Source organism: Photobacterium sp., assembly GCF_057456235.1.
The window spans coordinates 44672-58726 of record NZ_JBVCPH010000010.1; the positions used below are offsets into that span (position 1 = coordinate 44672).

12 protein-coding genes are annotated in these 14055 nt (G+C 47.9%); 2 read left to right on the forward strand and 10 right to left on the reverse strand.

All coding sequences use genetic code 11. The features are described 5' to 3' along the window. Positions 1-36: 36 nt before the first annotated feature. A complete protein-coding gene (mepM, locus tag AC2204_RS12695; protein WP_318925958.1) occupies positions 37-1392 on the reverse strand; it encodes a murein DD-endopeptidase MepM in 1356 nt (451 codons plus the stop codon). Further along, positions 1392-2306 (reverse strand): zinc ABC transporter substrate-binding protein ZnuA, encoded by a 915-nt coding sequence (znuA, locus tag AC2204_RS12700; RefSeq protein ID WP_318925959.1) that lies wholly within the window; start codon positions 2304-2306, stop codon positions 1392-1394. The genes mepM and znuA overlap by 1 nt, the downstream gene beginning before the upstream one ends. 114 nt (positions 2307-2420) lie before the next feature. On the opposite strand from znuA, the gene znuC reads away from it, so the two are divergent. Both znuC and znuB read left to right on the forward strand, forming a co-directional pair. Continuing rightward, positions 2421-3197 (forward strand): zinc ABC transporter ATP-binding protein ZnuC, encoded by a 777-nt coding sequence (znuC, locus tag AC2204_RS12705; protein WP_318925960.1) that lies wholly within the window; start codon positions 2421-2423, stop codon positions 3195-3197. Next, a complete protein-coding gene (znuB, locus tag AC2204_RS12710; protein ID WP_318925961.1) occupies positions 3190-3975 on the forward strand; it encodes a zinc ABC transporter permease subunit ZnuB in 786 nt (261 codons plus the stop codon). Before znuC ends, znuB begins: the two co-directional genes overlap by 8 nt. Positions 3976-4104: 129 nt before the next feature. Here znuB and sucD read toward each other — a convergent pair whose 3' ends face one another. From sucD to sdhC, 8 genes are all read right to left on the reverse strand, one after another. Next, the gene (gene sucD / locus AC2204_RS12715; protein ID WP_318925963.1) at positions 4105-4977 is read right to left on the reverse strand and encodes a succinate--CoA ligase subunit alpha; all 873 of its coding nucleotides are present in this window, start codon (positions 4975-4977) and stop codon (positions 4105-4107) included. Continuing rightward, complete coding sequence (gene sucC, locus AC2204_RS12720; protein ID WP_318925964.1) at positions 4977-6143, reverse strand: ADP-forming succinate--CoA ligase subunit beta; 1167 nt, start codon at positions 6141-6143, stop codon at positions 4977-4979. The genes sucD and sucC overlap by 1 nt, the downstream gene beginning before the upstream one ends. A gap of 138 nt (positions 6144-6281) precedes the next feature. Next, on the reverse strand, positions 6282-7499 hold the full coding sequence (odhB, locus tag AC2204_RS12725; RefSeq protein ID WP_318925966.1) for a 2-oxoglutarate dehydrogenase complex dihydrolipoyllysine-residue succinyltransferase: 1218 nt from the start codon (positions 7497-7499) through the stop codon (positions 6282-6284). Between the two features lie 29 nt (positions 7500-7528). After that, positions 7529-10339, reverse strand: a complete 2811-nt coding sequence (gene sucA, locus AC2204_RS12730; RefSeq protein ID WP_318925968.1) for a 2-oxoglutarate dehydrogenase E1 component — start codon at positions 10337-10339, stop codon at positions 7529-7531. Positions 10340-10452: 113 nt separating this feature from the next. Continuing rightward, positions 10453-11166: a succinate dehydrogenase iron-sulfur subunit gene (locus tag AC2204_RS12735; RefSeq protein ID WP_318925970.1), complete on the reverse strand. Its 714-nt coding sequence runs from the start codon at positions 11164-11166 to the stop codon at positions 10453-10455. Between the two features lie 14 nt (positions 11167-11180). Next, complete coding sequence (gene sdhA, locus AC2204_RS12740) at positions 11181-12947, reverse strand: succinate dehydrogenase flavoprotein subunit (RefSeq protein WP_318925971.1); 1767 nt, start codon at positions 12945-12947, stop codon at positions 11181-11183. After that, positions 12948-13295 carry a succinate dehydrogenase, hydrophobic membrane anchor protein gene (gene sdhD, locus AC2204_RS12745; protein ID WP_318925973.1) on the reverse strand — a complete coding sequence of 116 codons (348 nt, stop codon included), beginning with the start codon at positions 13293-13295 and terminating at the stop codon, positions 12948-12950. Next, entirely contained in the window at positions 13289-13681 is a 393-nt protein-coding gene (gene sdhC / locus AC2204_RS12750) for a succinate dehydrogenase cytochrome b556 subunit (RefSeq protein WP_318925975.1), read from the reverse strand. The genes sdhD and sdhC overlap by 7 nt, the downstream gene beginning before the upstream one ends. Between the last annotated feature and the right edge of the window lie 374 nt (positions 13682-14055).

The window sequence follows — 14055 nt, forward strand, 5'->3', positions numbered from 1 at the left end:
GCGCTTTTTTGTACCCGAGCCTTTCAATAAAACATACTAACCGGGCATCACCGCCAGTAATTTCTGTCTTTCGCTATTAGCCAGTTGTTTAAATTCAGAACGCGCTTTACTGGGAACAGGCTCCGCTTGAGGCAACGGTACTTTCATTGCGTTAACCGGACGGTTCTTTTTGATGAGTTCAAAGTGAAGATGCGGACCGGTCGAACGACCGGTATTACCACTTAATGCTATACGTTGGCCCATGGTCACTCGGTCGCCAACTTTTACCAGCAACTTATGAAGGTGCAGGTAACGGGTCATATATTCGCGACCATGCTTGATAACAACATAGTTGCCTGCGAGTTGGTGCTTACTGGCTTTAACCACCACCCCATCGCCTGCCGCCAAGACCGGGGTACCAATCGGAGTCGCAAAGTCGGTACCGTTATGTGGCGAAATACGACGGGTTACCGGGTGCTTACGCGTCGGATTAAACGACGAGCTGGTACGGTAGCGCTTCGCTAATGGAACACGGCGCAATGCACGATTTAAGCTATTGCCATCGGGATCATAAAACTGATCATCGCTATGACGCATCACGAAAATTTCTCGATGATCGCTCAGATAGTAAAGCGCTTTCAGTTCACCTTTAGTCACCGCCTTGCCATCAATGAACTCACGCTCTACAGATACGGCAAATCGATCGCCTTTACGCACTTCGCGACCGAAATCAAAGCGCCATTGTAAAACCTGAACTAAGGTTTGAATCTGATTAGGTGTTAAGCCAGCGGCAAGCGCGGAATTATAGAAGCTTCCTGTAATCCTTCCGGTTAAAAAGACAGGTTTAATCACACCGTTTTCTTCAATCTGCTTAAAATGGTAGCCCTTGTCAGCCAAGGTATAGCTATCGGTGATTTTTTTACTGCGCTGGATATTAAATTCTTTTACCTGCCCACCATCATTAACAGACCATTCTATGGTCTGTCCTACCCGAAGGTTCTGAATCGACTTGTTGACCTTGATCAGTCGGTACATATCAGAAATAGGCAGTGCGTATTGCGAGAAAATTGAACCTAATGTTTCACCTGACGTAATTTTATGCTTATGAGCAACGTCAGTAACTTGTTCTAATTTCTGCTCAAGCGCATCTTTTGGCGCTGAAAACTCAGGGTCATCCGGATCCAGTTCAGCGCCCAACGGCTCACTATTCTGATCTGATAAGACATCTACTTTCTCGTGTGGCAGCTCAATTTCAACCCGTGCAGCGCGTTGAGAACTTGATGACTGAAACGTTTGTTTTGATGGCTGCCACATAAGTGCAGCCATCACCAACAGAGAGGTTGAGGCTAACGCAATCCGATGCTGACGAGGTAACTTTTTTATTGAAGAGACCGCAACCTTATACAATTTCATTATTCAAGACACTTGGTAAAACTCGCACCCAATTCTGTAAGAAAACGTGCATACCCACCCTCGCCCTCTGCAATCTCAGTTGCCATTGGGTCAAGAGTTCCTATTTTAACGCCAGTACCACTAACAACACTACTGACTACAGCAGGAGAAAACTGGGGTTCACTGAATACACAAAAAGCTTGTTGATCTTGCAACGCTCGACGTATTGAAATCAACGTCTTTGCACCCGGTCGTCGATCTGGTTCAACCGTGAAATGTCCAAGATTATTCAGTCCGAATTGTTCTTCAAAGTAGCCATAGCCATCATGAAAAACAAAGTAGCCATGATCTGCTAATGGTTTGAGTTTATTATTCAGTTCAGAGACGGTTTGATTGACCTCTGAAATGAACATCGTGAGATTATCCTCATACCCCTTTTTATGCAATGGATCATGTTGAACAAGCGCCTTCGTGATCACATTTGCAGCCTGAATTGCTTGTTTTGGCCCCAACCAAAGGTGTGGATCAATACCGTCATGGTTGTGATTGTGATCATCGTGATCATTCTCAACAGCATGCTCATAATGGCGGAAATCAATAGAGTGCTGTTCAGTTAACGCCAGACTGTTCTCTTTACCTTCAACCATTTTGGCAATAAACATTTCGAGCTCAGGCCCCACCCAGATCACTAAATCTGCATCTCGCAACTTTTTCATATCAGAAGGGCGTAACGCATAATCATGCGGTGAGGTGCCAGGTGGTAGCAATGCGTCACTGCGGGTTATGCCAGCAGTCAGATCCTGTACTATCATATTCAGCGGTTTTACCGTTGTAACCACTGAAAAAACTTTCTCTTCGTTAGCAAAGGCAGAGCCAGTAAGTACCAGTGCAACAATACTGCACCATGAAGTAAAGCGACGCATAACAATGTCCATTAAACAATGCCTAATATAATTAAAGAATACCAATAAGAAATTGAATGTTATATTATAACATCTCATTTTGGCAAACTCCTTTTCTGCATTCTTTCAAGACAGCCTATTTTTCTTATGACAATACTAATTGAACTACAGTCGGTTACCGTCGCATTTGCTGAGCGGCATGTCCTGGATCAAGTTTCTCTGAAGCTTGAACGAGGTCAAATCACCACTTTAATCGGGCCTAACGGGGCAGGTAAATCAACTTTGGTTAAGGTGATCACGGGCTTGCGCAAACCCACCTCAGGAAAAGTGCTTCGTCAGAAGGGAGTTCGTATTGGCTATGTTCCGCAAAAGCTGCAACTTAATACGTCTATGCCTTTAACGGTAGATCGTTTCATGCGATTAGCGGGCCGGTACAAAGAGGATGCCATAATCGAAGCATTGAGCCTTGTCGGAGGTATCCACCTTCAGCACAGTGATATGCATTCATTATCAGGAGGAGAAATGCAACGGATTCTGCTGGCCCGGGCACTGCTGCAAAAACCCGATCTACTGGTCTTAGACGAACCGGTACAAGGTGTTGACGTGAATGGCCAGCTGGAACTCTATAGCTTAATTCAGTCTCTGCGAGATAGGCTCAACTGCGCCATCTTGATGGTTTCGCATGATCTGCATTTAGTCATGGCAAAAACCGATAATGTCATTTGCCTCCACCATCATGTTTGCTGCTCGGGTGAACCCGACACCATCACCAGCCATCCTTCCTACGTGGCTTTATTTGGTCAGCAACAAAGTGAGCAACTGGCTTTATACCATCACCATCATAATCATGAACACGATCTTACAGGTAGCCCTGTAGGACCATGCCAGCATAATAAAAAACAACACGGTGATCATAATGCTTGAGTTTCTTCTTCCAGCCCTTGCCGCAGGTATTGGAATTGCCATACTGGCAGGCCCATTAGGCTCATTCGTCGTCTGGCGCAAGATGGCTTATTTTGGTGACACCCTGTCCCACGCCTCGCTGTTGGGTATCGCATTAGGTTTTTTATTTGATATCAACCTTAACCTGGCCCTGATCATTTGCTGTTTAGTGTTGGCCGTCATTCTGGTCAGCTTACAGAAACAAAAATACGTCGCCACCGATACTTTGTTAGGTATTCTTGCCCACAGTGCGTTATCGCTGGGTTTAGTCGCAGTCAGTTTTCTTGACCATGTTCGTATCGATCTGATGGCCTATCTGTTTGGTGACTTATTAGCCGTCACCACGACAGATCTGTTATGGATTTACGGCGGTGGATTGCTGGTGCTGATCGCACTGTTTACCCTGTGGCACCCTCTGCTTTCCATGACCATCAATGAGGACATGGCGCAAGTTGAAGGGGTAAATGTTGACTTGATGCGGCTCTTGCTGATGCTGATGGTCGGTATGGTTATCGCTGTCGCAATGAAGTTTGTCGGGGCGCTGATCATCACTTCGCTGCTGATCATCCCGGCCGCCACGGCTCGTCGTTTCTCCTGCAGTCCAGAATTTATGGCTGGTTTAGCTTCTGCTATCGGCGCGGTTGCAGTCGTCATTGGCCTGACCATGTCATGGCATTATGATACACCGGCAGGCCCGTCTGTGGTCGTTGCCGCAGCAGGAATGTTCATGCTAAGCCAGCTAAAGCGTGCCGAAAAATAACCTAACCTCCGCACTCGCTTTATTTTGCTTTTGCTATGCCCACAAAAAAACCCGCCAGCTGGCGGGTTTTTAAAACAAGATCTGATGCCTAGTCCGGGACTATTTCCCCGATGAACCAATGGGTATTAATTACCAGCCTGTGACTTCACGCAGTGCTTTACCGATCTCGGCCAGACTTTTCACCGTCTTAACACCCGCTTCTTCAAGGGCCGCAAATTTATCTTCTGCTGTACCTTTACCGCCAGAGATAATGGCACCGGCGTGACCCATCCGCTTACCCGGAGGTGCCGTAACGCCTGCAATGTATGCAACGACAGGCTTAGTAACGTTCTCTTTGATGTAAGCTGCCGCTTCTTCTTCGGCAGTACCGCCTATCTCACCAATCATCACGATTGCTTCCGTCGCGGGATCTTTCTCAAACATTTCCAGCACGTCAATGAAGTTAGAGCCGGGGATGGGATCACCGCCAATACCGACACAAGTAGACTGGCCGAAACCTTCATCTGTGGTTTGCTTGACAGCTTCGTACGTCAAGGTACCAGAGCGGGAGACAATACCGACTTTACCCGGTTTGTGGATATGGCCAGGCATAATACCAATCTTACACTCGCCAGGGGTGATCACTCCCGGACAGTTGGGGCCAATCATACGCACGCCAGCTTCATCAAGACGCACTTTGACATCCAGCATATCCAGTGTCGGAATGCCTTCCGTAATCGTAATGATCAGCTCAAGACCAGCATCGATGGCCTCCAGAATCGCATCTTTACAAAAAGGGGCGGGCACATAGATAACCGTTGCCGTTGCGCCAGTAGCTTCAACCGCATCACGAACGGTATTGAAAACCGGCAGGCCCAAGTGAGTCGTTCCCCCCTTGCCTGGTGATACACCGCCAACCATTTTCGTACCGTACGCAATCGCCTGCTCTGAGTGGAACGTACCCTGGCCACCCGTGAAGCCCTGACAGATCACCTTGGTATCTTTATTGATTAAAACTGACATTATTTACCCTCCGCTGCAGCAACAACTTTTTCTGCTGCTTCAGTTAAGGAAGTCGCAGCTATAATATTCAGACCACTTTCAGCCAGCTTAGCCGTACCGACTTCTGCATTGTTGCCTTCAAGGCGGACAACAACCGGTACTTCAACGCCCACTTCAGCTATTGCACCAATGATACCTTCTGCAATAAGGTCACAACGCACGATGCCGCCAAAAATATTTACCAGTACTGCTTTTACGTTGCTGTCTGACAGGATAATTTTAAATGCTTCTGTGACACGCTCTTTTGTTGCACCACCACCAACATCCAGGAAGTTTGCAGGATGGCCGCCGTGCAGGTTGACGATATCCATCGTCCCCATTGCCAGACCAGCACCGTTAACCATGCAACCAATGTTGCCGTCAAGCGCTACATAGTTCAATTCCCACTGTGCGGCATGTGCTTCACGTTTATCTTCCTGAGATGAATCATGCATATCACGCAGTTTTGGCTGACGGTACATTGCATTTGAGTCAATGTTAATTTTACCATCGAGACAAACGAGACTGCCATCACCCGTCACGACCAGCGGGTTAATTTCAAGTAGCGCCAAATCGTAATCAGCAAACATATTACCAAGGCCGAGGAAGATTTTTGTAAACTGCTTAATTTGATCCCCTTTCAAGCCAAGCTTGAAAGCCAGCTCACGACCTTGATATGGCTGCGGGCCAACCAATGGATCAATTGCCGCTTTGTGGATCAGCTCAGGTGTTTCTTCCGCCACTTTCTCGATTTCAACACCACCTTCAGTCGATGCCATGAAAACAATACGACGAGAAGCGCGATCAACCACCGCGCCCAGATACAGCTCATTAACAATGTTTGATGCTTCTTCGACCAGGATTTTTGTAACCGGCTGGCCATTGGCGTCTGTCTGGTAAGTCACCAGGTTTTTACCCAGCCATTTTTGGGCAAATTCTTTCAGCCCTTCTTTCGTGTTATGTAGTTCAACACCACCAGCTTTACCACGCCCACCAGCGTGAACCTGACATTTGATAACCCACTTGTCACCACCGATTTTACCCGCAGCTTCTGCGGCTTCTTGCGGAGTGTCACAAGCATAGCCTTCTGGAACTGGTAGTCCGTACTCAGCGAAAAGCTGTTTTGCCTGATACTCATGCAGATTCATATGTTCTATCCATTTCATATCCCTTTGGGACTGTTATATCCATTTGAAATACTCTTGGGTATTTCTTCGTCAGTGATACCTGGCAGCCTAATGTAAGCCGGACGTTGAGCCAGTCCGGCTTAAGCTGCAAAACAGGTATTAAACGTCTAGGAGCAGACGGGTTGGATCTTCTAATAATTCTTTAATTGTCACCAGGTACCCTACCGACTCACGGCCATCAACCAAACGGTGGTCATAAGACAGTGCCAGGTACATCATTGGCAGAATTTCTACTTTTCCATCAATGGCCATTGGGCGGTCAGCAATTTTATGCATGCCCAAAATGGCGGCTTGTGGCGGGTTAATGATTGGTGTCGACATCAGTGAACCAAATACCCCACCGTTAGTGATTGTGAAGTTACCGCCAATCAGCTCATCAACCGTCAGCTTACCGTCACGGCCTTTGACAGCGAGTTCACGGATCCCTTTCTCGATTTCAGCGAGGCTAAGCTTGTCACAGTCACGAAGTACCGGAGTCACCAGGCCACGAGGCGTCGACACAGCAATGCTTACGTCGAAGAAGTTATGATAAACAATATCATCACCATCAATCGAAGCATTGACTTCAGGATAACGCTTCAGCGCTTCCACAACCGCTTTGACGTAGAAAGACATAAAGCCCAGGCGAATGCCATGGCGCTCTTCAAATATATCTTTATATTGCTTACGAAGATCCATGATTGGCTTCATGTTTACTTCGTTGAACGTGGTCAGCATTGCGGTGCTATTTTTCGCTTCAAGCAGACGCTCAGCGACACGCTTACGCAAACGCGTCATAGGAACACGTTTTTCGCTGCGCTGTGCCAGCGGTGCTTCTACTTTTGCCTCAACGGCCGGGGCGGCAGTTACCGGAGCGGCTTTATCTTGCTTCAAAAAGGCTTCGACGTCTTCACGTGTAATACGGCCACCGACACCGGTACCTTTCACTGCTGATGCTTGAATGCTGTGCTCACCAAGCAGACGACGGACCGCCGGGCTTAAGGCTTCGCTAGTCTCTTCACTTAAAGAAGCGGTACTACGCTTGGTCGGCGATGCCTCCGCTTCTGTCGGTACATCCTTCGTTGGTTCACCAGCAACCACACCAGCTTTGATCTTGCCGATTAATTGCTTGGATAAAACCGTTGTACCATCGTCTTCAAGAATTGCTTCTAAAATACCATCTTCCGGTGCCGGAACTTCCAGCACCACTTTGTCTGTTTCGATATCCACCAGAACTTCATCACGTGTAACGGTATCACCAGGCTGTTTATGCCAAGTTGCCACGGTTGCATCAGCAACTGATTCAGGTAAATCGGGAACCAGAATTTCGATTGTCATATCGGCTTTGTCCTTTTTTCCAGCTCTTATTAGGCGATTGTCAGAGCGTCTTCAATTAACGCTTTCTGTTGTTTCAAGTGAACCGACATGTAACCTACAGCCGGTGATGCAGATGCCGGGCGGCCTGCATAGTTCAGCTCAGCACCTTTCGGCAACGCAGAGCGGAAGTTATGCTGGCTAGAATACCAAGCGCCTTGATTTTGTGGCTCTTCCTGACACCAAATGAAGTCAGTGACATGCTGATAATCGGCTAACGTAGCTTCAACATCATCTTTAGGGAACGGGTATAACTGTTCAATCCGCACAATGGCAACATCTGTCTGTTCGTTTTTGCGACGTTGATCAAGAAGATCGTAATAGACCTTGCCTGAGCAGAAGACAACCCGTTTGACTTGCGTCGGATCGAGAGAATCGATTTCCCCGATAGCAGGCTTAAACGTCCCCTCAGCTAAATCTTCCATTGTTGATACACACAAAGGGTGGCGTAACAACGACTTCGGTGACATCACGATCATCGGGCGACGCATCGGACGAACAACCTGACGGCGCAACATGTGATAAACCTGTGCCGGCGTCGACGGTACGATAACCTGCATATTTTGCTCTGCGCAAAGTTGCAGGTAGCGCTCAAGGCGTGCAGAGGAGTGTTCCGGCCCCTGGCCTTCATAACCGTGTGGCAACAGCATGGTTAAACCACACATACGTCCCCATTTCTGCTCACCAGAACTGATGAACTGATCGATAACGACCTGTGCACCGTTGGCGAAATCACCAAACTGCGCTTCCCAGATAGTCAGGCCGCCGGGCTCTGCCGTCGCATAGCCATATTCGAAGGCCAACACCGCTTCTTCAGATAACACCGAGTCAATAACTTCGAACGGACCTTGCTTATCATGCAGATTTGCCAGAGGTACGTAAGTGCTTGCATCTTCTTGATTATGCAGTACTGCATGACGGTGGAAGAATGTACCCCGGCCAGAATCCTGGCCCGTAATACGAATACGATTACCTTCATCGACCAAGGTGGCATAAGCCAATGTTTCAGCCATCCCCCAATCAACAAGCTTATCGCCCGCAAGCATTGATAAACGATCGTTATACAGTTTCTGTACTCGGCTCTGAAGCTTATGACTTTCAGGGAACTGACAGATACGCTGACCTAACTCGTGAAGCCGCTTACTATCAACTTTGCTTGGCCAATCGACTGTCCAGTCATGTCCGAGGTACGGAGACCAGTCAACAGAGTGTAGCTTCATCGGACGCCACTCTTTCACCACGCATTCACCGCGGTCAAGTGCATCACGGTATTCGTTGATAAGGCCCGTTGCGGTTTCCAGATCCACACTACTGCCATCGCTTAATGCATCAGCGTAAATCTTACGTGGAGTAGGGTGCTTCTTAATCTTCTGGTACATCAATGGCTGAGTGGCATTCGGCTCATCAGCTTCATTGTGGCCATGACGTCGATAACAGACGAGATCGATAACAACGTCACGCTTGAACGTATTACGGAAATCAAACGCAATGCGGGTGACAAAAGCCACCGCTTCCGGGTCATCAGCATTGACGTGGAAAATAGGTGCCTGCACCATCTTCGCGATATCAGTACAATAATCTGTTGAACGCATATCATGCGGGTTTGAAGTAGTAAAGCCAATCTGGTTATTGACAACGATACGTACAGTACCGCCAACACTATAACCACGAGCCTGAGACATGTTAAATGTTTCAGCCACCACGCCCTGCCCTGCAATTGCCGAGTCACCATGAATAGTGATAGGAAGCACTTTCGAGCCATCGGTATCGCCTAAACGATCCTGGCGTGCGCGAACAGAGCCCACTACAACAGGGTTAACAATTTCGAGGTGAGACGGGTTAAACGCTAATGCCAAGTGCACATCACCACCGGGCGTTGCGAAATCAGCAGAGAAACCCTGATGGTATTTCACATCACCCGTCCCCCAGCTTTCGCCATGCTTACCCGCAAACTCATCAAACAAGTCTTGCGGCTTCTTGCCCAGCACGTTGACCAGCATGTTAAGGCGACCACGGTGGGCCATACCAACAACAACTTCACGAATACCCTGGCAACCCGCATGGCGGATCAGCTCTTTCATCATCGGGATCAGTGCATCACCACCTTCCAATGAGAAACGTTTTGCACCAGGGAATTTTGCGCCAAGATAACGCTCAAGACCTTCCGCAGCCGTTAACTCTTCCAGAAAACACTGCTTCTCTTCTTTACTGAATGTGCCCGTACCAACGACGGATTCGAGACGTTGCTGAACCCAACGTTTCTCATCGGTGTTGGTAATATGCATGTACTCTGCACCAATTGAACCACAATAGGTTTTCTTGAGTGCATCGTAGATTTCGGACAGCTTCATTGTTTCTTGGCCGACGGCAAAAGAGCCGACATTGAAGCTTTCGTTAAAATCATCTGCCGTTAGGTTGTGGAATTCAGGTTCTAATTCTAAAACTCGTTCCTGTTGCCACAAGCCCAGGGGATCTAAGTTTGCATGTTGATGCCCGCGGAAGCGGTATGCATTAATGAGCTGCAACACCTTAACCTGCTTGGCATCCACATCTGGATCACTGACGGTAGCGCTTAGATGAGTTGTTTCTTTTGCCAGACGTCGGAAATAATCACGAATACGAGAATGAGGCTGTTCAACCACCGCTTCATTCACTACCGGCAAGTCGCTAAAAACGCCTCGCCATTGTTCATCAACTAATTCCGGGTCGCTAAGATACAACTCGTAGAGGTCTTCTACATAAGTCGCATTGGCGCCAGCTAGGTGTGAAGACTCAAGCCATGCCTTCATAACGCCGTTCTGCATTGTTTTCCCTTAACCACTAGTTATCGCCATTTACTCCGACCTCTTGGCCGGGCTTAAAAGCTGACCTCTGAATGTAAAAATCAGGAGGCCAGCATATCGATAATTCAATTTATTTATACCGCACGTTTTAGCAGCATTGATTTAATATGACCAATCGCTTTTGTCGGATTTAACCCTTTAGGACAAACATTTACACAGTTCATGATGCCATGGCAACGAAAAACACTAAAAGCATCGTCAAGATCCGATAATCGTTCCTCGGTAGCATTATCCCGACTATCAATTAGCCAGCGATAGGCTGCCAACAAGCCTGCGGGTCCGATGAATTTATCAGGGTTCCACCAGAATGACGGACATGATGTCGAACAACATGCACACATTATACATTCATACAGACCATCAAGATGCGCGCGATCTTCCGGGGATTGCAAGTTTTCACGTGCCGGAGGCTGCACACCATCATCAACAAGAAATGGCTTCACCTTCTCATAGTTGATATAGAACTGTTCCATATCAATGATCAGATCACGAACAACAGGTAATCCCGGTAACGGCCGAATAACAATGGTCTTTTCGCCCGTCAGTGCCGAGAGCGGCGTGATACATGCCAGGCCGTTTTTACCGTTCATGTTAAGACCATCAGAACCACACACTCCTTCCCGGCATGAACGACGGAAAGCCAAGCTTGGGTCTTGCTCTTTCAACAGAATAAGTGCGTCCAGTACCATCATGTCAGAGCCATCAGGTACTTCCAGGTTATAGCCCTTCATATGGGGGGCATTATCAACATCTGGATTGTAACGATAAATTGAGAAATTCAGGTTCATCTTTCTTCCCTTCCCTAGTATGTGCGAGCTTTCGGTGGGAATGCTTCGCGATGAATAGGCTCCATATTTACCGCCCGCTTGGACATTTCTTCTGTCTCGGGGTTGTAAATTGAATGGCATAGCCAGTTCTCATCATCACGCTCAGGGAAGTCGAAGCGAGCATGGGCACCACGACTTTCCGTACGGAAATTTGCCGCAACCGCGGTCGCGTATGCCGTTTCCATCAGGTTATCAAGTTCCAAACACTCAATACGCTGAGTGTTAAATTCGGTAGAGGTATCATCCAGGCGTGCTTCTTTCAAACGCTCGCGGATAACTTTGAGTTCCGCTAAACCATTCGCCATGGCTTCACCTTCCCGGAATACCGAGAAGTTGTTCTGCATGCACTGCTGCAAATCTTTACGGATTTGCACTGGATTTTCACCTTTCTGGGTTGAATTCCAGCGGTTAACACGTGCAAGCGATGCTTCGATATCTGACTCTGTTGCTGGACGGGCCTCCGATTGTGCTGCCAGCGTCTCGCCAAGATGAAGACCTGTCGCACGACCAAAGACCACCAGGTCAAGCAGCGAGTTTCCTCCAAGACGGTTGGCCCCGTGAACCGAAACAGAAGCGATTTCACCACAGGCAAACAACCCTTGAACTTCTTCATCAATGCCTGCGCTATTTTGCTTCAGTGCCTGTCCCGAAACCTGAGTTGGCACGCCGCCCATCATATAGTGACAAGTCGGTATGACGGGAATAGGCTCTTTAACCGGGTCAATATGGGCAAATGTACGAGACAGCTCACACACACCAGGCAGACGAGATTCGAGTACGTCTTTACCCAGATGATCAAGCTTCAGTTTAATATGCGGCCCCCAAGGACCATCACAAGCACGCCCCTCGCGGATCTCAACCATCATTGAGCGGGCAACAACATCACGGCCGGCAAGATCTTTTGCATTAGGCGCATAACGTTCCATGAAACGCTCACCGTCTTTATTGAGGAGATACCCCCCTTCACCGCGACAACCTTCCGTCACCAGAACACCGGCACCAGCAATACCCGTAGGATGGAATTGCCACATTTCGATATCCTGCATCGGCACACCGGCACGTAGCGCCATACCGACACCGTCACCGGTATTGATATGGGCATTGGTCGTCGACGCATAGATGCGGCCTGCACCACCTGTCGCCAGAATGGTTGCTTTTGATTTGAAATAACAGATCTCGCCGGTTTCCATACAAAGTGCGGTACAGCCTAGAATGGCCCCATCCTGGTTTTTTACCAGATCCAGCGCGTACCACTCAGAGAAAATCGTCGTTTTGTGTTTGATGTTTTGCTGGTACAGCGTATGAAGAAGTGCATGGCCGGTTCGGTCAGCCGCAGCGGCAGTACGTGCCGCCTGTTCACCGCCGAATGCTTTTGACTGACCGCCAAACGGGCGCTGATAAATGGTACCGTCATCAAAACGAGAGAAAGGAAGGCCCATCTGTTCAAGCTCAATTACAGATTTGGGGCCATTCTGGCACATATACTCAATGGCATTCTGATCACCAATATAATCAGATCCTTTGACCGTGTCATACATGTGCCATTGCCAGTTATCAGGGTGCGAGTTACCTAGCGCAACGGTAATTCCCCCTTGTGCTGACACAGTATGGGAACGGGTAGGAAAGACTTTAGATAACAACGCACATTTAAGGCCTTGTTCAGAAATTTGCAGTGCGGCGCGCATACCTGCACCACCGGCACCGATTACAACGGCATCAAACTCACGAACTGCAATGCTCACTTACACACCCCACAAAATGAAGAAACCTGAAAACAGATAAACAAAAAGGACCACGACAACGCCAAACTGAATGCCCGCACGCAATGTCGCAAGCTTGATGTAGTCAGTCAGCACCTGCCAGAGGCCAATCCAGGCATGGATAAGAATTGACAGCAACGCCAGCATGGTGAAGACCTTGGTACTCAGCTTGCCAAAAAAAGCGGTCCAGGTTTCGTAGCTCAGATCCGAGCCGAAGGCGAAAAATCCAACCATATAGATGGTGTAAAAGGTTAAGATGATTGCCGTCGCGCGGATCAGGATAAAATCGTGAACACCATTACGTCCGACTGTTGATACATTGTTTACCATACGAGGCCTCCGGCGAAGACGGCAAGAACCGCTACAATTGCGAAGCTCACTTTGGTGCTCGCAATGCCGGTATCCATTTCTTCAAAATATCCCATGTCCATTAGTAAATGACGCACACCGACCACAATGTGATAAAACAATGCCGTCAGCACTCCCCACAGAATGAATTTCACGAAAAAACTGTCAACAATGTTGGCAGCACTTGCGAAACCTTCCGGGGTAGAAAGGGAAAGGCCTAATAACCAAAGTAGAATTGCAACAGAAACAAACGTAATAACGCCTGATACACGGTGTAAGATCGACGCAATCGCCGTAATAGGGAAGCGAATCGTCTGTAGGTCGAGGTTGACAGGTCTTGGCTTTTTAACTTTCACGTGTTTGCCCACTCAGCTCCATTGAAGCATATTATTTTTATTAAACTCTCCGGCTCAGTGCTATGCCAACGAACAAGAGTAACAATCCCATAACCTTTGGTTGCAGTTTTGTGCTTTTAATGACAAAAAAAAACCTTCAACCTAAGTGACTAATATTGTTGATAACTTATCCATTAACTTCTGGCATCAGCATAACCAGAGACCTGCCGCGAGTATACGCCCCGTAACAACCAAACACAAATCGTGTTACATGACCTCTAACACGATTTGAGATATTTGTACCATTTACTTCAAAGTTGTTAACAAGCGCATACAAAAAACCACGAAAATTGACAACTGCCGTGGCAAACGGTACAACTAGCATACATCCGTCTTGGATCAGGATT

Excerpts from the sequence above, each read along its gene's own strand:
- znuC (WP_318925960.1), top strand. The coding sequence starts at position 2,421 with ATGACAATACTAATTGAACTACAGTCGGTTACCGTCGCATTTGCTGAG.
- znuA (WP_318925959.1), bottom strand. The coding sequence starts at position 2,306 with ATGGACATTGTTATGCGTCGCTTTACTTCATGGTGCAGTATTGTTGCA.
- AC2204_RS12735 (WP_318925970.1), bottom strand. The coding sequence starts at position 11,166 with ATGAACCTGAATTTCTCAATTTATCGTTACAATCCAGATGTTGATAAT.
- sucC (WP_318925964.1), bottom strand. The coding sequence starts at position 6,143 with ATGAATCTGCATGAGTATCAGGCAAAACAGCTTTTCGCTGAGTACGGA.
- sucD (WP_318925963.1), bottom strand. The coding sequence starts at position 4,977 with ATGTCAGTTTTAATCAATAAAGATACCAAGGTGATCTGTCAGGGCTTC.
- mepM (WP_318925958.1), bottom strand. The coding sequence starts at position 1,392 with ATGAAATTGTATAAGGTTGCGGTCTCTTCAATAAAAAAGTTACCTCGT.
- znuB (WP_318925961.1), top strand. The coding sequence starts at position 3,190 with ATGCTTGAGTTTCTTCTTCCAGCCCTTGCCGCAGGTATTGGAATTGCC.
- sdhD (WP_318925973.1), bottom strand. The coding sequence starts at position 13,295 with ATGGTAAACAATGTATCAACAGTCGGACGTAATGGTGTTCACGATTTT.
- odhB (WP_318925966.1), bottom strand. The coding sequence starts at position 7,499 with ATGACAATCGAAATTCTGGTTCCCGATTTACCTGAATCAGTTGCTGAT.
- sucA (WP_318925968.1), bottom strand. The coding sequence starts at position 10,339 with ATGCAGAACGGCGTTATGAAGGCATGGCTTGAGTCTTCACACCTAGCT.